Source organism: Streptomyces sp. NPDC007983, assembly GCF_042958345.1.
Taxonomy (GTDB): Bacteria; Actinomycetota; Actinomycetes; order Streptomycetales; family Streptomycetaceae; genus Streptomyces.
The window spans coordinates 286538-305190 of the sequence record NZ_JBIBJI010000004.1 but is presented as its reverse complement, the minus strand read 5'-3'; the positions used below and the strand labels follow the sequence as shown (position 1 = coordinate 305190).

Here is an 18653-nt window from a genome sequence, read left to right as displayed (position 1 = left end):
ACTGCTGCTGTTCCGGGCGCTGCCCATGGCCGGTGTCCCGGACCGTGCCGGTATGCCGGGCCGCCGTCACCATGTCCGTGTCCGTGTTCACGCCTTCGTTCCCCTCCACCGTCAGTACTTCCGCGCCGCGTCGGCCATCGGGCCGGTGCGGGGGCCGTACGGGGCATGCTCCAGCCACGCACCGCACCGGGGGACCACCGGGGCCAGCGCGGCCGCCGCGCGCTGGGTCACCCGCCCCCAGCGGCGGGGCCGCATATGGTCCAGGGCCGCCCCCGCTGCCACGCTGTTGAACAGCGCGGCACGACGGCGGGTGGAAGCGAACTCGCCGATGGCCACGGGTGCCCGCGACGGGTCGGAGCATGCCACCGATATGGCGTCGGCCGCCGCGACCGCGTCCGCGATCCCGCTGTTCATCCCGCGCGCCCCGAAGGGCGGGAACAGATGGGCCGCCTCACCCGCCAGCAGCACCCGGCCGGTCGGATCGGTGAACGCCGAGGCGACCTTGCGCAGGAAGTGGTAGCGGGACACCCACAGCACCTGGTGCGCGCAGTCCTCGCCCACCAGCCGGGGCAGCCAGCGGCGCACCGCCCGCTCGGTGTCGTACATGCCCGGCGGGTCGTCCGCCCGGCACTGCAGGTCGATCTGGAAGCCGCCGGTGAACGGCACCCGCAGTACGGTGCGGCCGCCGGTGCCGGGGTGCTCGTAGTGGAAGACCCGCTCGACCGGCATCACGGCGCCCGCCGGGTCCGCCACGTCCACCACCACGTGATAGCCCTCGGAACGGGTGCCCTCCAGCGGGATGCCCAGTGCCTTGCGCACCCCGGAGCGGGCCCCGTCGGCGGCGATCACATGGCCGGCCGTCCAGCCGTCGCCGTCCGCCGCGGTCACCTCCACCCCGGTGCCGGTGGCCTCGACCCCCGTCACCTCGGCGTCGAAGCGGAAGTCCACGCCCGCCTCCAGGCACGCCTCGTACAGGAACCGCTCGGTGTCCACCTGGCGCAGGCTCGCGAAGGCGGGCAGCTTCTCCTCACCGTCGCTGCCGTCCGGGTTCTCCGGATAGGTCTGTGAGAACACCTGGCGCCCGCGGTAGAGGGTGCGCCGGGTCCGCCAGGTCGTGCCGTACGCCGCGACACGCTGTCCGAGCCCGGGGCGGGCCCGCTCCAGCAGCCGCAGCGACTGCCGGTGCACGAACAGCGCCCGGCTCCCGGGCCGGACCCGGTCCTTCGCCCCCGACTCCAGCACGGTGACCGGCAGTCCGCGGGCCCGCAGCGCGAGCGCCGCCGTCATCCCGACCGGCCCGGCGCCGACCACCAGGACCGGCCGTTCGATCGCCGCCGGGTCAGCCATGGGCCCGGGCGGTGGACAGCGTGGGCAGTTCGCCCTCGGCCAGCAGCCGGCTGATCTCCAGCCGCTTGATCTTCCAGGTGCCGGTGCGGGGCAGGTCCTCGAAGCGGCACTGCACCGGATCGGCCAGCGGCGGCAGGTCGGACGTGGCCAGCCGCCAGCGGCCGGTGTCCAGCGGCTGGTCCCCGCGGGTGCACACCACCGGCACCGGCTCCAGGTCGGGACCGTGCACGATGATCACCTCACGGAGTTCGGCGACCCGGGAGAGCAGCTCGTCCTCGACCTCCAGATTGGAGTCCACCGCGGCGTTCTGGTCGACCTCGCGGTCCAGCAGGTACAGTGCGCCCCAGCGGTCGCGGTAGCCCATGTCGCCCATCCGCCACCAGCCCCGGTCCACCTGGCGGGCGTACTGGTCGGGGGCGCCGAGATAGGTGAGGATCCGGCCGCGGGTGCGGGCCTCGATGGCCCCCGGCGCGCCGGGTGGACACTTCCGGCCCCGCTCGTCCACCACCCGGATCCGGGTGAACCCGGGGATGCCGGTGCCCACCCGCCGCCCCTGCACCCGGTCCGCGCCGCGCCGGGTGTACCAGCCGAAGGCGATCGGCCCCGTCTCGCTCTGCCCGTACAGCTGCACCAGCCGCGGGTCGCGGCGGCGGGACGCGCCGAGCAGCCGCTGCACGGTGCGCGGATGGATGGCGTCGAAGGTGGAGCCGTACGCCCGTACGTTGGCCAGCGGCTGTCCGGGCGCGTCGGCCAGGTCCTCCCACAGCACGAAGGTGTTGGGGTGGGTCTCCACGATGCCGGGCCGGTATTTCGCCAGCAGGGGAGCGGCATGGGCCGGGTCGGGGTCGAGGAGCAGCAGCAGCGGGCTGCCGAAGTGCAGCAGCACGCCCAGCAGATGGTAGAAGCGGGAGTGCACGAACGACATGTGCAGCGCGGCGGACTCGCCGCGGGTGGCCCGGCCCAGCGCCTGCTGCGGTACCAGCCGGTTCCACATGGTGTGCGCGCAGTGCACCGCCAGCTTGGGGATGCCGGTGGTGCCCGAGCTGTGCGTGATCAGCGAGGGTTCGCGGGGGTGGAGCCGGATGGGCGCGCGGCGCGGCACCCCGGCGTACTTGGCGAGCGGGACCGCGTGCCCGTTCCCGGGAGCCTCGTCCACGGTGAGCACGCCACGGGCGAGTCCGGTGTCCAGACCGCTCAGGGTGGATTCGAGCGTGGCCCGGTCGGTGATCAGCCAGGGCGCGTGCAGCCGGTCGAGCAGCACCGCGGCCACGCCGCCGTCCAGCGAGGGCGACAGCAGCGCGGGCACCGCGCCGATCCGGGAGGCGGCGCAGGCCAGCAGCACGATGTCGACGTTGTCGCTCTTGTGGATCGCCACGTGCTCGCTCGGCCGCACCCCCGCCGACCACAGCCGGGCGGCCAGATCGTCGACCAGATCCGCCAGATCGGTGTACCCGAGGTCCGTACCGGCCTCCGGCGCGACGTCCAGCGGCCGGTCGAGCGTCACCCGGACCCTGCCGTGGCGGGCCGCGGCCTCCTGGAACATCAGCCCGAGGTAGAACCCGCGCTCGGGGAGTAGCCGCTCCAACATATGCAGTACCTACCGTTCGGAATCGTTCACGAGGGTGCGCGCGGGGGCGAGGTGAGGGTCGGCGGGGCCGCGGCCGGTCACCAGGCACCGCTCCGTACGACATGGCGCCGCAGCTTGCCGGTCTGCGTCCGGGGCAGGGACGCCACCACCCGCACCGTGCGCGGCGCCTTGAACGCGGCGAGCCGCTTCCGGGCCAGCGCGATCAGATCGGCCGACAGGGCCTGTTCGTCGACCGCCCGGCCACCGGCCACGGGCGCGGCCGGCACCACGAAGGCGTGCAGCCGGGTCGCGCCGCGGCTGTCGGGGACGGCGGCCACCGCCACCTCCCGTACGGACGGGTGGCGCCGCAGCACCTCCTCGACCTCCAGCGGGGACACGGTGATCCCGCCGACCATCTCCAGGTCGTCGACCCGGCCCAGGTGCTGGTACGTGCCGTCCGGGTTGCGCCGGGCCCGGTCCCGGGTGGCGAGCCAGCCGTCGTCCGCCGGCCGGACGGAGGCCACCGTCGGCCCGCGCACCCACAACTCGCCCTCGACCGCCGCGTCGGCGGTGGCCTCCACCACCGTGCCGCCGCTGTCCCGCAGCTCCAGTTCGAAGCGCGGCACCGGGCGGCCCAGGGTGCCGGGGGCGTTGTCCCAGACGGTGTTCGCGCAGAAGGCGTGGCCCGCCTCGGTGGAGCCGATCTGCTCCAGAACCGGGGCGCCCAGCATCTCGGCGACCCGTTCCCCCAGCCCGCGGGGCAGGCTCTCGCCCGCGCTGACGGCCGCGCGCACCGAGGCGAAGCAGGGCGTGTGGCCGGTGCCGCGCTCGTCCACCAGGGCGGCGTACGCGGACGGCACCGAGTACAGCAGGGTCACCCGGTGCCGGGCCACCAGATCGTCGGTGAGGCCGGGGCCGGGGCGCTGCGCGCTCAGCACCGCGGACGACCCCGAGAACAGCGGGAAGACGAAGGCGTTCCCGAACCCGTAGGCGTAGAACAGCTTGGACACCGAGAACGTCACGTCGTCCGGGCCGATGTCCACCACCTCCCGCCCCACCAGGTCGTAGTACGCAGCCACATGGCCGTGGGTGTGGGTCACCGCCTTCGGGCGGCCGGTGGTCCCCGAGGTGTACTGGACGTACAGCGGGGCGTCGGCCGTCACCGGCTCGGCCTCCCGCGCCGCGGCCGCGGCGTCGATGCCGTCCGGGTTCGTCAAGGCCGACAGCTGGTCCGCGCCGAGCCAGCGGGCGGTGTCGAAGTGGCCCTGGAGATCGGGCCCCGAGACACACAGCGCGGCCCGCGAGTCCTCGGCCATGAAGCGGTGGTCGTCGGCGGTGAGCCCCGGGTTGACCAGCACCGCCGTCGCGCCCAGCCGGGCGACGGCCAGGAACGTGGCCACCCACATGATGCCGTCGGGCAGCGCCATCAGCACCCGGTCCCCGGCCCCCACCCCGCGCCCGGCCAGCACGGTGGCGGCGCGCGCGGCACGGTCGTGGACCTCGCCATGGGTCCAGATCCGGTGCGCCTCCAGGAAGGCGGGGCGGCCGGACCAGCCGCACCGGTCGGCGAGTGCCGCCAGATGCGCGGCCACGTTGGCGGACACCGACGGTACGAAGACCGACGGGCCGGACAGCGGAAGCCCCGCCGGGCCCAGGAGGGCGGGATCTGCGAGAGCGGGATCCGAGAGGGCGGAGTCCGGGAGAGTGGTCACCGTTCCAGCTCCTTCGCGGGGGAGTCCGGCAGCGACGGGGCCGCCGCCACCAGCAGGTCGTCCAGCTCACCGGCGGGCCGCTGTTCCGAGTCGTCGTACGCGCGCATCGTCGCCGCGGTCTTCAGCAGCATCTCCTCGTACTCCTCGGCCGGATCGGAGTCGAGGACGATGGCGCCGCCCGCCCCGATGTGCATCCGGCCGCCGGTGAACACCGCGGTGCGGATCACGATGCTGAGGTCGGCCGCGCCGTTGCAGCTGAGGAAGCCGAGGGCGCCCGAGTACACGCCGCGGGCCTCGGTCTCCAGCGCGTCGATGATCTCCATGGTGCGCAGCTTGGGGGCGCCGGTCATCGAGCCGCCGGGGAAGCAGGCCCGTACGCAGTCCACGGTGCTGGTGTCCTGGCGCAGCCGGCCGCGCACGGTGGACACCAGCTGGTGCACGGTGGCGTACGACTCGGTGTTCATCAGCCGCGGCACGTAGACACTGCCCGGCTTGCACACCCGCCCCAGGTCGTTGCGGAGCAGGTCGACGATCATCAGGTTCTCGGCCCGGGGCTTGGCGCTGGTGGCGAGGGCGGCCAGCGCCCGGGCGTCCTTGTCGGCGTCCCCGGAACGCGGCGCCGTGCCCTTGATCGGCTTGGCCTCGGCGATGCCGTCCGGGGTGACGCGCAGGAAGCGCTCGGGGGAGGCGCACGCCACGTCCGTGTCGCCGAACCGCAGATAGGCGGCGTACGGGGCCGGGTTGCAGCGGCGCAGCGTCCGGTAGAAGGTGTACGAGTCGCTGGGGGCGGGCAGCCACGCGGAGTTGGTGAGGCAGACCTCGTAGCTCACCCCGGACCGCAGCTCGCGCAGACTCGCCTCGATCGAGGCCAGGTACTTCTCCCGGTCCCGCACCAGCCAGGGTTCGACGGCGGCCGTGGTGGTGAGCGGCGGCGGCGCGGGCAGGGGCTCGGTTCGCGCCGGGACCCCGGTGAGCACGGTCACGGTCGCGTCCAGCCACTCCTTGGCCTCGCGGTGGCCGTCGGCGGTGTCCTCGCTGAGGCAGCAGATGTAGGTGACGCCCTCCTGGTGGTCGACCGCGACGAAGCGGTCGGCGAACAGCCAGCAGGCGTCCGGGGTGGCGGCCTCGTGGCGGCCCGGGGCGCCGCAGTCGGCCTTCATCTCGTAGCCGAGGTAGCCGACATAGCCGCCGGTGAAGTCGAAGGGCAGGTCGGGGGCGTGGACCCGGCGGGCGGCCAGCTCCCGCTCGAGATAGTCGAAGACGCTGCCCTCGTAGGTGGCGGCGGGCCGCCCGGGGCGCTCGATCTCGCACACCTGGGTGGCGGTGTCGTAACGCACGAACTCGGCCAGCGGCCCCTGTCCGTCGCCGAGGAAGGAGAAGCGCGCCTCGCCGGACTGGGTCCGCGAGCTGTCCAGCCAGAACGCGCGCGGCGCGTCCGCGTACAGCCGGGTGAAGGCCGCCTCGGTGTCGGTCGCGTCGGCCAGCCAGCGGGCGTGCAGCCGGTAGGAGCGGGCCTGCGCGCCGTCCGCGGCCGGGACGCTCGCCGCCACCGGCTTCTTCGGGCGCGGGGCGCGGGGCTTGCGGGGCTCGTCGGGGGAGGCGGTGGACGTCACGGACTCGCCGTTGGCGTGCTCGATCGTCAGATCGCGGAAGTTGCTGAACATCCGGTGGCCGTATCCGGTGAGCACCGACTCCGGGTGGAACTGCACGCCCCACAGCGGGCGGGCCCGGTGCCGCAGTCCCATCAGGACGCCGTCCTCGGACCAGGCGATGCCCTGCAGGCCGAGCGGCAGCGGTTCGGCCACGCACAGCGAGTGGTAGCGGACGGCCGTGAAGTCCTGGGGAATGCCACGGAAGATGCCACGCCCGCCGTGCTTGATCCGGGAGAGATGGCCGTGCCGCGGCTCGGGGGCGGGCACCACCCGGGCCTGGGCGCCGAGCGCGATGCCCTGGTGGCCCAGGCACACGCCCAGCACCGGAATCGTGGCCCGCTCGATCAGCCGGGCGGCGCCGGCGAAGTCACGGGCGTCGGCCGGATGTCCGGGGCCGGGGGAGACCACGATGTTGTCGAACTCGGAGAGGTCGATGTCCGCGCATTCGGGCGCGTCATTGAGAAGCACCTCCGGTTCCTCACCGTTGACCTCGGTGAGCAGATGGAAGAGGTTGTACGTGTACGAGTCGTAATTATCGACGAGGAGCGTCCTCAGCGATTCCATCCGGATTTGCCTCCTTGCTTCGGGCCGTCCATCGCCATGCGCCTGTGACGTCCTCGGATCGACTGAAGCGGCGGGTAGAGCCACTTCTTGAGGAGTCGCTGCAGGCGCGGCATGACGAGCCAGGTCACCATCGCGGTCACGCCAAGACACAGAGCCAGGGTCCGCAGCAGGAAATTGGTGCCGTCGAGGAACGGGATCACCAGCACGTTGAACATGAGAACCGGAGGGAACACCGCGCCCAGGTTCACCAGCCAGAGTTTCCATTTGGGGGGCGGCGGCAGTGGCCGCACCGGACCCTTCAACCAGTTCTGCAGTCCCGAGGTGCGCTGGGTTCCCTTTTCTTGTACGAAGGGTCCGGCCCGAGTCGCCAACCGGGCGCGCTCGAGCGAGGATTCCCATCCCTGTGCGGATACTTCCCTGTCGAATCGGTAGATGACGTGCCATTCCGAGGACAGCTGGCCGGAGCCCATCACGCCGCCCCCCAGGTATCCCGGAAGACGTGCCGCGGCATTGAGCATCTCAATCGCCCAGCCATAGAACTCGGTTTCGCGGCCGGGGTCCACCCGGTATGCGGCCGTCACCGTGACCGGTTCCGTGTCCACTCCAGCCGCAACTCCTTCCCGCACCCTGCACGCTCGCCTTCTCAACCCATGCTGACCTGCAAGGACTTCATGCTCTTCGCCAGCTCTTCCCGGCGAGTTGACAGGAAGTGTTCCACATCGGGAGATCCGCAACAGTCGAATGCTCAACAACGTACATAAAAGGGCCGTGACCTGCGCGTTATCTACGCTTCGAAGGCTCCGGCCGGGGTGCGAAAAAGAATCTCGGAGACGGATTGAACACAACGAAGCGCCGGGCCGTATGGAACGTAATGCGGCCCGGCGCTTCAATCCTCGGCTCGCGTCAGCCGAGTACCTTCTGCAGTGACGCCAGCGACGCCTCCAGCTCCTCCCGCGTGATGGTCAGCGGGGGTGCCAGCCGGATCGTCGAACCGTGGGTGTCCTTGACCAGAACGCCCTCGCCCAGCAGCCGTTCACCGATCTCGCGCCCGGAGCCCAGCGCGGGGTCCACATCGACCCCGGCCCACAGACCGCGGCAGCGGTGCGCCGTCACGCCCTTGCCGTGCAGCGCGCTCAGCCCGGCGTCCAGCACCCGCCCCAGCCGGGCGGCGCGGTCCTGGAACTCCCCGGTGCTCAGCAGCTCGACCACGGCCGAGCCGACGGCGGCGGCCAGCGGATTGCCGCCGAAGGTGGAGCCGTGCTCGCCGGGGCGCAGCACGCCCATCACCGCGCGGTCGGCGACCACGGCGGAGACCGGCACGATGCCGCCGCCCAGCGCCTTGCCGAGGAGCAGCACATCCGGCCGCACCGCCTCGTGGTCGACCGCGAGGGTGGTGCCGGTGCGGCCCAGACCGGACTGGATCTCGTCGGCGATGAACAGCGCCCCGGCCCGCCGGGTGAGTTCACGCACCCCCAGCAGATAGCCGTCGTCCGGAATCAGTACGCCCGCCTCGCCCTGGATCGGCTCGATCAGCACGGCGGCCGTGGTCTCGTCGACCGCCGCCTCCAGCGCGGCGAGATCGTTGTACGGGACGACGCGGAAGCCCGGGGCGAACGGGCCGAACCCCTCGCGGGCCACCGGGTCGCCGGAGAACCCCACGATCGTCGTCGTGCGGCCGTGGAAGTTGCCGTCGGCCACCACGATCGTCGCCTGGTCCGGGGCGACGCCCTTGACCTCGTACGCCCATTTGCGGGCCAGCTTGATGCCGCTTTCCACCGCCTCCGCGCCGGTGTTCATCGGCAGCACCATCTCCAGGCCGGTGAGCCGCGCGAGCCCCTCGGCGAATCCGGCGAGCTTGTCGTTGTGGAAGGCGCGTGAGGTGAGGGTGAGCCGGTCGAGCTGGCGGTGGGCGGCCTCGACGAGCGCCGGGTGGCGGTGGCCGAAGTTGAGGGCCGAGTAGCCCGCCAGCATGTCGAGGTAGCGGCGGCCCTCGACGTCCCACACCCAGACGCCCTCGGCGCGGGACACGACCACGGGCAGCGGATGGTAGTTGTGGGCGAGCGAGGACTCCTCGGCGCGGATCAGCTCACCGGAGGAGCGCGCGGGACGGGCGTCGGCGTGCGGGGCGGTGCGTGCGGGTGCGGTCATCAGCGGATCTCCTGAGTGCAGCACTTGATGCCCCCGCCGGCCTTGTGCAGCTCCGACAGGTCGACGGGGACGGGGACGTAACCGCGGTCGGTGAGCCGGCCGATGAGGCCGGTCGCGCGCGGGGCGACGAACACATGACGGCCGTCGGAGACGGAGTTGAGCCCGAAGGCCATGGCGTCGTCCCGGGTGGCGATCAGCGCTTCCGGGAAAAGGCGCTCCAGGACCTCACGGCTGCCCGGGGAGAACGCCCCCGGGTAGTAGGCGATGTTCTCGTCGTCGAGCGTGAACAGGGCGGTGTCCAGGTGGTAGAAGTACGGGTCCACCAGCAGCAGGCTGATCACCGGCACCCCGAAGAACTCCTGCACCTCCTGGTGGGCGGCGCGCGTCGTACGGAATCCGGTGCCGGCCAGGACGAACCGGCCGGCGGGCACGAGGTCGCCCTCGCCCTCGCACACCGCCTCCGGCGGGTGCACCTCGAATCCGGCCGCCTTGAACCAGGAGGTGTAGGCGAGCTGTTCGGGCCGGCGCTGGGGCGCGTGGAACCGGGAGCCGAAGACCCGGCCCTCCAGCACCAGGGCCGAGTTCGCCGCGAACACCATGTCCGGCAGGCCCGGCACCGGCTCGGCGGTCTCCACCCGGTGGCCATGGTCGCGGTAGACGCGGATCAGCGTCTCCCACTGGGTGCGGGCGAGCACGGTGTCGACCACGGTGTCCTCGCGCATCCAGGGATTGATGGCGTACCGGACGTCGAAATATCTGGGGGGACAGGTCAGATAGCGCCGGGGGCGCGGCACACGGGTCTGGGGCACGGAGCAGTCCTCTCGCTTCCGCGGGCGACCGGGGAATGATTCAACGGTAGAAAGCGGACGAGAGGGGACACAAGAAAGGAAAATTGCGCGATGGTGCAGGGATGTTGCGTCTCGGACCGGTTCAGCGATCGTTCATTGCGTCCAGCACGCCGGACGGTGCGGCGGCGGGGCTGGCGCCTGCTTCGGCGCTGCCCGCGATCAGATGCGACAGCACCATGTAGCTGATGGTCTTGCGGATGAAGGGCTCGGTCCGGATGCGCTCCAGCACCTCCTCGAAGTGCTCCACATCGGTGGCCATCACGTGCAGCAGGGCGTCGGCGCCCCCGGTCACCGTCATGGCCGCGGTGATCTCCGGGTAGCTGCGCACCACTTCCGCCAGCCGCCGCGGCGGGGCCGCGCTGTCGCAGTACACCTCCACGTACGCCTCGGTCCGCCAGCCCAGGGCGGCGGGGCGCACGGTCGTGGTGAAGCCGGTGATCACGTCGTTCTCCCGCATCCGGTCGACCCGCCGCTTGACCGCGGACGCCGACAGCCCGACCGTGGCGCCGATCTCCGTGAAGCTCGCCCTGGCGTTCGCCACCAGGGCCGCGACGATCTTGCGGTCCAGGTCGTCGAACGGTGCGGACTGGTTCGCCATGAGGGGTCCTTTCGGCGGCCGGTGATGAACAGTCGAAATGACGTACCGATGAGATGCCCGCGAACCGCTGCGCTTTCCGCGGCTTCCCCCCGCTTTCCCCCGTTTTCGGAAAGCTTCCGCAAGAGGGGGGCGTGCGCGGGGACACGAGGCCCGATAGCGGAGCCGTGGCGTGCCCCGGGCGCCGGGCGTACGAATCCGGGCACCGTACCTTCCGTATCCACCTTGTTGATACGGCACAACCTTCCGACGGTCCTTACCGCGGCGTAGCGTCTTCTATTCCATAATCGTTTCCGAACGATGATCAGGTGGCCGTCATGACAACTATTATCAGCTTCAGGAGAGCGCGGTGAAAAGACCGCGGGACGCGGTGGTCACCGGTGTCGGTTTCTGCCTGCCGGGTGACGCCGGGCCCGTATTCACCGCGGGACAGGTATGGGATATCGCCTCCCACGGCCGCTCCGTCCTCGTACAGCGGGACATCGCCTACGGTGCGGTGAACCTCACCCCAGAGCATTTCGCGGAACGGCTCCCCGAAATCCCCGAGTTCTTCTCCCGCCACTACACCAACGCCCACCGCTTCGGCCTGGTGTCCCTGGTCGAGGCCTGCGCCGACGCCGAACTCGACCTCCAGGCCGGGGACGTGAGCGAGGCGGCCCTCCTCGTCGGCCGCGGCGGAGTGGACACCAACGTCGGTGTGTACCTCTCGCTGCTGAACACCCAGTCCGACGAGGCCACCGCGCTCGACGGCGTGGAGATGTTCGTCGCCGCCGCACTCGGCGCGACCCCCTCCGACGTCGCGGTCGTCCAGGCCGCGGTGGCCCGCTCCACCGGCCCCTGCTACACGGTGGCCTGCGGCTGCTCGTCCGCCGCCGTGCAGATCGGCAACGCCCGCCGGCTGATCGCCACCGGCGAGGTCGAGATGGCCGCCGTCACCGGAGTCGACGTGTTCGACATCGGCCTGATCCAGCACGGCCAGCGGCTGCAAGTGGGCGCGCAGCGCGCCCATGAGGCGATGGACGCCGCCGCCATGCCCGACCTTCTCGCCTCCTTCGAATCCCTCATGCGCCCCTACGACCGGCGCGCCGACTGCATCAACCACGGCGAGGGATCCGCCACCGTGATCCTGGAGAGCCGGGAACACGCCCTGCGCCGCGGCGCACACCTCTACGGCCAGGTGCTCGCCACCGCCATGACCCGCGACGGCCTCGACAACCCCCTCGCCACCGACGCGGGCGGCGCCCAGCTCGTCCGGGCCGTCCGCGCCTGCCTCGGCGACCGGTGGCGGATCGACCAGGTCCCGTACGTCAACGGCGCCTGCGACGGCGGCGCGGCCGTCACCGCCCTGGAGGTCAACACCATCCGGGAGCTGTACGGCCCCGACAGCCCCGTGCTGATGAGCACCCAGGAGGCCTGCTTCGGCCACCACGGATCGCCCATCGGCTGCGTCGGCGCCGCCCTGACCCTGATGATGATGGAACAGGGCGAGGTGTGCCCCACCGCCAACTGCGAGGAGCCGGCCGACGGCCTGCCCTTCGACCCGGTCCCCGGCACCCGCACCCGCCCCCTCGACTTCGACTACGCCCTGAGCTTCAACTACCAGATCGGTGGCGTGAAGCACGCGATGCTGCTGGGCGGCCCGGACGCCACGTAGGGGGTCCGCTAAAGCCCCGCCGGGCCCGCGACGCCCGGCACGCGCCCCCGGCCACCGCTGGGAGGTGCCCCCCGCGAGGACGACCCTCCGCCTCGCGATCGCACGCGCCCCCGGCCTCCACCCCACAGGCCGAACACCCCCACGGAGACCTCGATGCGTCAGAACCCCCCTGCCTCCGGCCGCCCGCCCACCCGCATAGCGGTGGTCGGCATGGGCTGCCGGCTCCCCGGTGACATCGACTCGCCCGCCGCACTGTGGCACCTGCTCGCCGAGGGACGGGACGCCGTCGCCGCGCCCCCCGCCGAGCGCACCGCCCTGTGGGGGCCACCGCCCTCCACCGGCCCCGCGGACGGCTCCGGCCTGCCCGCCGTCGGCGGCTATCTGCGCGAAGTGTCCGGCTTCGACGCCGACTTCTTCGGCGTCTCCGGCCGCGAGGCCGACGTCCTGGACCCGCAGCACCGGCTGCTGCTGGAAGTGGCCTGGGAGGCCCTGGAGCACGCCGGAACACCGCCGGACCGGCTCACCGGCACCGCCACCGGCGTCTTCACCGGCCTCAGCTACAACGACTACGCCGACCGCCTCGACCGGCACACCCAGGAACAGCAGGGCTCGGCCCTGTCCAACGCGCACTGCGTCGCCGCCGGCCGGATCTCCTACCTCCTCGGCCTCCAGGGACCCTGCCTGGCCCTGGACACCGCCTGCTCGTCCTCCCTGGTCGCCGTGCACCTCGCGGCCCAGGCGCTGCGCGCGGGCGAATGCGATCTGGCCCTCGCGGGCGGCGTCACCCTGATGTTCGAACCCCGGGTCACCCGCTCCTTCGACCGGATGGGCATGCTCTCCCACACCGGCCACTGCCACGCCTTCGACGCCGCCGCCGACGGGTTCGTACGCGGCGAGGGCTGCGGCATCGTCGTCCTCAAACGCCTCCCCGACGCCATCCGCGACCGGGACCGCGTCCTCGCCGTCCTGCGCGGCTCCGCCGTCAACCAGGACGGCCACTCCGACGGGCTCGCCGCGCCCTCGCCCACCGCCCAGCGCGCCCTGTACGAGGAGGCGCTGGCCCGCGCCGGGATCGACGCCCGCGACGTCGGCATGATCGAGACCCACGGCACCGGCACCCCGGTCGGCGACCCCGTCGAATTCACCAGCCTCGCCGAGGTGTACGGCACCGGCCGCGACCGCTGCGCCCTGGCGTCGGTCAAAACCAACCTCGGCCACCTCGAACCCGCCGCCGGGGTCACCGGCCTCATCAAGGCCGTCCTCTGCCTGAACCAGGGCCTCATCCCGCCCAATCTGCACTTCACCCGCTGGAACCCGGCCATCGACGCCGACGCCACCCGCTTCTTCGTCCCCCGGGAACTCACCCCCTGGCCCGTGCGCACCGGCCCCCGCCTCGCGGCCGTCTCCTCCTTCGGGTTCTCCGGGACCAACGCCCACGTGGTGCTGGAACAGCCGCCCGCCACCCCCGCCCGTCCCCGCGCGCGGCGGCCACGCCCCACCACCGCCGACGGCCCGCACATCGTCCTCCTCCCGGCCGGGTCCCCCGCCGCGCTGCCGGTCGCGGCGCGGCGCATGGCCGACTGGCTGGAGGGCGACGGCGCGGCCGTACCGCTGCGCGACATCGCCCACACCCTGGCCCTGCGCCGGGCCGCGGGCCGCGGCCGGCTCGGCGTCACCGCCACCAGCCACGGCGAACTCGGCGAAGCCTTCCGGGCGTTCGCCGACGGCCGGGCCCACCCCGCGGTGGTGACCGGCGCCGTGGGCGCCGAGGTGTCCCGGCGGCCGGTGTGGGTGTTCTCCGGACAGGGCTCGCAGTGGCCCGGCATGGGACGCGGACTGCTGGAGCGCGAACCCGCCTTCGCCGCCGCGCTCGCCGAGGCCGATGAACTCATCGCCGCCGAGACCGGGTTCTCGGTGCTCGACATCATCCGCGCGAGCGAGCCGGTGACCGGCTGCGCCCGCGTCCAGCCCGTGCTGTTCGCCCTCCAGACCGCCCTCGCCGCCACCTGGCGCGCCCACGGCGTCGAACCGGCAGGTGTCATCGGCCACTCCATGGGCGAGGTCGCGGCCGCCGTGGTGGCCGGGGCGCTCTCCCTGGCCGACGGCGTCAAGGTCATCTGCCGCCGCTCCGCGCTGCTCACCCGCATCGCCGGAAACGGCGCCATGGCCACCGTGGGCCTGCCCGCCGACGAGGTGCAGAGGCGACTGGACGGCGCCGCCGCCTCAGGCGCCGTCACCGTCGCCGTCATGGCCGCGCCCGGCTCCACCGTCGTGGCCGGGGACACCGCACGCGTGGAACGCCTCGTCGCCGACTGGGAGGCCCGCGGCGTCCCCGCCGCCCTGGTCGCCGTCGACGTCGCCTCGCACTCCCCGCAGGTCGACCCGCTGCTCCCCGCACTGCGCACCGTCCTCGCCGATCTGAACCCCCGGCGGCCGGACATCCCCTTCTACACCACCGTCCTCGACGACCCGCACGACCTCCCCGCCTTCGACGCCGACTACTGGTGCGCCAACCTGCGCCGCCCGGTGCGCTTCGCCGCCGCCGTCACCGCCGCCGCGGCCGACCGCCATCTGGTGTACACGGAGATCTCCCCGCACCCCGTGGTCACCCACCCCGTCGCCCGGACCCTCGCCGGACTGAGCCGGGACCCGGTCGTGCTGCCCACCCTGCGCCGCGGCGAGGACGAGTCCACCACCTTCCGTACCCAGCTCGCCGCCCTCCACTGCGCGGGCGTCCCCGTCGACTGGACACAGCTGTACGGGGACGGCGACCTCGCCGACGTCCCCGCCATCACCTTCGACCGCACCCCTCACTGGGCCACCCCCGCCCTCCCCGCGCCCACCGCGGACACCACCGGCGGGCACGCCGGCGAACTGCCCGGCAGCCACACCGAAGTGCCAGGCGAACCGCTGCGCCACTCCTGGCGCGCGAGCACCGGCACCGCCACCCTGCCCTGGCTGGACGACCACCGGGTGCACGGCACCGCCGTCCTGCCCGGCGCCGCCTACTACGCCCTCGCGCTCACCACCGCCTGCCAGGTCTTCGACGCCGCCCCCACCGAGGTCGAGGTCACCGATCTGCGCTTCCACGAACTGCTGACCATCGCCGACCACACCGACCTCAGCACCACGGTGACCGTGGCCGCCGCAGACCGCGCCACCTGCGAGATCTTCGGACGCGACGACGACGGCACCTGGATCAGACAGGCCGGTGCCGTACTGCGCCGCCTCACCGCGCCCCCGCGGCCCCGCCCCGCCTCCGTACGCACCCTGGCCCTGCGCCACCCCGTCCCCGTCGAACCGGCCGCCCTGTACGCCGACCTGCGGGCCCGGGGCATCGAACACGGCCCGGCCTTCAACGGCATCACCGAGGCGCACACCTCCCGCCACGGCAACAGCTTCTGGGCCCGGGTACGGATCCCCGAGGCCGCCCGCACCCCCGGACACACCTTGCGCATCCACCCCGTCCTGGTCGACCTGTGCGCCCAGCTCCTGGTCGCCGGGCTGCTCGAGGACGCCGACCAGGGGCTGGTGCTGCCCGTCGGGATCCAGACCGCCCGCGTCCTCGGCGACCCCGCCACCGCCGTCTACTGCCACGCCCGCCTGACGGCCGAGAGCACCGCCGGGGCCCTCGTCGGCCACATCCGGCTGCTCGACGGGGAAGGCCGCCCGGTCCTCGCCATCGACGGCCTGCGGATCGTCCGCAGCGCCGCCCAGCAGACCACCGAGGTCGACCAGTGGTTCCTGGAGGTCGGCTGGAAACCCGCCGCGCTGCCCGCCCCGGACGACGGACGGCCGCCCGGCCACTGGCTCGTCGTCGGCGAGGGCGACGGCACCGCGCACACCACCGCGGAGGCGCTGCGCGCCGCCGGAGCCACCACCCGGGTCTGGGACCCGCCCCTGGACGACACACCGCTCGACGCCCTGCGCGACGGCCTCACCACCCGGCTGACCGGTCCCGGCGCCCTGCCGCGAGGCGTCGTCCTCCTGTGCGCCACCTCGCCGGGCACCGGGGACGCACCGACGGAAGCCACCTGCGACGACGCCCTGCGCCGCACCCGGCGGCTGCTCGCCACCGCGCAGGCCCTCGCCGCCGGTCCCGCCGGTTCCGGTGGCCCGGCCGACCCGCCGCGCCTGTACGCCGTCACCCGCGGCGCCCGGGCCGTGGCACCCGAGGACGTACCCGACCCGGCGCAGAGCGCCCTGCGCGGACTGGTGCGGGTGCTCGCCTACGAACACCCCGAACTGCGCGCCACCCTGGTCGACACCGACCCGGCCGCACCGCTCGGGCTCGTCCCCGAACTCCTCGCCGACGCCGCGGAGGACGAGATCGCCCTCCGCGGCGGAACACGCCACACCGCCCGGCTCGCCTACGCGCCGCTGACCGACACCGAACGCACCACGGCCGCCGCCCGCACCGTACGCTGCGGCACGGACGGCTTCCGGCTGCGGGCCGGACGCCTCGGCGACCTCGGCACCCTGGAACTCGCCACCGCCGGGCGGCGCCCGCCCGGCCCCGGCGAGGCCGAACTGCGCGTGCTGGCCGCGGGCATGAACTTCCGCGACGTCCTCACCGCCATGGGACTGCTCCCCGGCGACAGCGACGTCCGCTACCGGCTCGGCTTCGAATGCGCCGGTGAGGTGACCGCGGTCGGCCCCGGCGTCGACCACGTCCGCGTCGGCGACCGGGTCGTCGCGGCCGACGCGCGCGGCGGCGCCTTCGGCTCCTTCACCGTCGTACCCGCCGACTGCACCGGCCCCATCCCGGACGGCCTCGACCCGGCCACCGCCGCCGGACTGCCGCTGGCGTTCCTCACCGCCTGGTACGCGCTGCGCCACATCGGCCGGCTCACGGCGGGCGAGCGGGTACTGATCCACTCCGCCACCGGCGGCACCGGACTGGCCGCCATCGCCGTCGCCCGGCTGCTCGGCGCCGAGGTGCTGGCCACCGCGGGCAGCGAGGACAAGCGCCGCTATCTGCACTCCATGGGCATCACCCATGTCATGGACTCCCGTTCGCTCGACTTCCGCGACGAGATCAGGGAGGCCACCGGTGGCGAGGGCGTCGACGTCGTCCTCAACTCCCTGTCCGGCGCGGCCATCCGGGCCGGGCTGGAGTCGCTGCGCCCGTTCGGCCGCTTCATCGAACTCGGCGTCCGGGACATCCTCTCCGACGCCCCGCTCGGACTGTCGCCCCTGCGCCACAACATCACCTTCAGCACGGTCGACCTCGTGGAACTCCAGACCTCCCGCCCCGCGGTGTTCGCCGCCATGCTGCGTGAGGTGCTCGACGAGTTCGCCGCCGGGCGCCTCAAGCCCCTGCGGTGCACCACCTATCCGCTGGCCGATGTCACCGAGGCGTTCCGGCAGATGGCGGGCGCCCGCCACCTCGGCAAACTGGTGCTGACCCTCCCGCAGCGGGGGGAGATCAGCGCCGTCCTGCCCGACGGGCCGGCCCCGGTGCGCGAGGGCGGCACCTATCTGATCACCGGGGGCCTGCGCGGTCTGGGCCTGGCCACCGCCCGCTGGCTGGCCGCCCAGGGCGCGGGCCACCTCGTGCTCAACGGCCGTACCGCGCCCGCGGGCGCCGACGCGCAGACGCTCGGTGAACTGTCGGCCACCGGCACCCGGGTCACCGTCATCCTCGGCGACATCGCCCGCCCCGGCACCGCCGACCGGCTGGTGGCCGCCGCCACCGCGGACGGGGCACGGCTCGACGGCGTGGTCCACTGCGCCATGGTCCTCGACGACGCGGCGGTCACCAACATCCGCGAGGACCAGCTGCGGCGGGTGTGGACACCCAAGGTCACCGGGGCGTGGCGGCTGCACCGGGCCACCGCCGGGATGCGGCTCGACTGGTTCGCGGTGTTCTCCTCCATGGCCTCGCTGCTCGGCAACCCCGGGCAGGGCGCCTACGCCGCCGCGAACGCCTGGCTGGACGGCTTCGCCGCCTGGCGATCCGTCCAGGGCCTGCGCACCCTGGCCGTGAACTGGGGCCCGTGGGGCGAAACCGGCGTCGCCACCGGCTTCGCCGACCGCGGCTATCGGACCATCCCCACCGACCAGGGGCTCCGCGCGCTCGGCACCCTGCTGGCGTACGGGCGGGTGCACACCGGTGTCATCCCCGGCGAGCCCAGCGGCTGGATCCCGGCCACCGGGCGCCACTCGTCCCTGTTCGGCCTGCTCCTTCCCGGCGAGGAACACCCCGCCGACGCCCAGGAGAACACCGACGACATCCGGGCCCGGCTGACCGCCGTCCCGCCCGGACTCGCCCGGCGCGCCGCCCTGGAGGCGTATCTGACCGACCACATCCGGGTCGTCCTGCGGCTGAGCAGCACCACCCTCGACCCGCAGACCCCGCTGCGGTCCCTCGGGTTCGACTCGCTGCTCGCCATGGAGCTGCGGGTACGCCTGGAAACCGGCCTGAACATCAAGCTCGCCGGGAACTTCGTCTGGCAGCACCCGACCGTGGCGGCCCTCGCCGTCGGCCTCGCCCAGCACATGGGCCTGGAACTGACCGCTCAGCAGGAACGATTGAGCGCGTAGCGGTCGCGGACCCCGCGCTG

10 protein-coding genes are annotated in these 18653 nt (G+C 73.2%); 2 read left to right on the top strand and 8 right to left on the bottom strand.

Features of this window, described 5'->3' with window-relative positions:
- Positions 1-111: 111 nt before the first annotated feature.
- The 8 genes from ACFZCY_RS14910 to ACFZCY_RS14875 form a co-directional block, all read right to left on the bottom strand.
- Positions 112-1347 carry an FAD-dependent oxidoreductase gene (locus ACFZCY_RS14910; RefSeq protein ID WP_391172613.1) on the bottom strand — a complete coding sequence of 412 codons (1236 nt, stop codon included), beginning with the start codon at positions 1345-1347 and terminating at the stop codon, positions 112-114.
- Positions 1340-2935 carry an AMP-binding protein gene (locus tag ACFZCY_RS14905; protein WP_391172611.1) on the bottom strand — a complete coding sequence of 532 codons (1596 nt, stop codon included), beginning with the start codon at positions 2933-2935 and terminating at the stop codon, positions 1340-1342. The genes ACFZCY_RS14910 and ACFZCY_RS14905 overlap by 8 nt, the downstream gene beginning before the upstream one ends.
- A gap of 77 nt (positions 2936-3012) precedes the next feature.
- Positions 3013-4518, bottom strand: coding sequence for an AMP-binding protein (locus ACFZCY_RS14900; RefSeq protein WP_391173646.1), 1506 nt, complete (start codon positions 4516-4518; stop codon positions 3013-3015).
- 104 nt (positions 4519-4622) lie between these two features.
- On the bottom strand, positions 4623-6842 hold the full coding sequence (pabB, locus tag ACFZCY_RS14895; protein WP_391172608.1) for an aminodeoxychorismate synthase component I: 2220 nt from the start codon (positions 6840-6842) through the stop codon (positions 4623-4625).
- Entirely contained in the window at positions 6830-7444 is a 615-nt protein-coding gene (locus ACFZCY_RS14890) for a hypothetical protein (RefSeq protein WP_391172606.1), read from the bottom strand. Before ACFZCY_RS14890 ends, pabB begins: the two co-directional genes overlap by 13 nt.
- A gap of 301 nt (positions 7445-7745) precedes the next feature.
- Positions 7746-8990, bottom strand: coding sequence for an ornithine--oxo-acid transaminase (rocD, locus tag ACFZCY_RS14885; RefSeq protein WP_391172604.1), 1245 nt, complete (start codon positions 8988-8990; stop codon positions 7746-7748).
- Positions 8990-9799 carry a dimethylargininase gene (gene ddaH, locus ACFZCY_RS14880; protein ID WP_391172602.1) on the bottom strand — a complete coding sequence of 270 codons (810 nt, stop codon included), beginning with the start codon at positions 9797-9799 and terminating at the stop codon, positions 8990-8992. Before ddaH ends, rocD begins: the two co-directional genes overlap by 1 nt.
- Positions 9800-9920: 121 nt before the next feature.
- Positions 9921-10436: an AsnC family transcriptional regulator gene (locus ACFZCY_RS14875; protein WP_391172600.1), complete on the bottom strand. Its 516-nt coding sequence runs from the start codon at positions 10434-10436 to the stop codon at positions 9921-9923.
- Positions 10437-10782: 346 nt separating this feature from the next.
- On the opposite strand from ACFZCY_RS14875, the gene ACFZCY_RS14870 reads away from it, so the two are divergent.
- Positions 10783-12087 carry a beta-ketoacyl synthase N-terminal-like domain-containing protein gene (locus ACFZCY_RS14870; RefSeq protein WP_391172598.1) on the top strand — a complete coding sequence of 435 codons (1305 nt, stop codon included), beginning with the start codon at positions 10783-10785 and terminating at the stop codon, positions 12085-12087.
- A 153-nt stretch (positions 12088-12240) separates the two neighbouring features.
- A complete protein-coding gene (locus ACFZCY_RS14865) occupies positions 12241-18633 on the top strand; it encodes an SDR family NAD(P)-dependent oxidoreductase (RefSeq protein ID WP_391172596.1) in 6393 nt (2130 codons plus the stop codon).
- Positions 18634-18653: the final 20 nt, after the last annotated feature.

What these genes read in the sequence shown, in the direction of transcription:
- ACFZCY_RS14910 (WP_391172613.1), bottom strand. Translation starts at nt 1,347, where the DNA reads ATGGCTGACCCGGCGGCGATCGAACGGCCGGTCCTGGTGGTCGGCGCC.
- ACFZCY_RS14905 (WP_391172611.1), bottom strand. Translation starts at nt 2,935, where the DNA reads ATGTTGGAGCGGCTACTCCCCGAGCGCGGGTTCTACCTCGGGCTGATG.
- pabB (WP_391172608.1), bottom strand. Translation starts at nt 6,842, where the DNA reads ATGGAATCGCTGAGGACGCTCCTCGTCGATAATTACGACTCGTACACG.
- rocD (WP_391172604.1), bottom strand. Translation starts at nt 8,990, where the DNA reads ATGACCGCACCCGCACGCACCGCCCCGCACGCCGACGCCCGTCCCGCG.
- ACFZCY_RS14875 (WP_391172600.1), bottom strand. Translation starts at nt 10,436, where the DNA reads ATGGCGAACCAGTCCGCACCGTTCGACGACCTGGACCGCAAGATCGTC.
- ACFZCY_RS14865 (WP_391172596.1), top strand. Translation starts at nt 12,241, where the DNA reads ATGCGTCAGAACCCCCCTGCCTCCGGCCGCCCGCCCACCCGCATAGCG.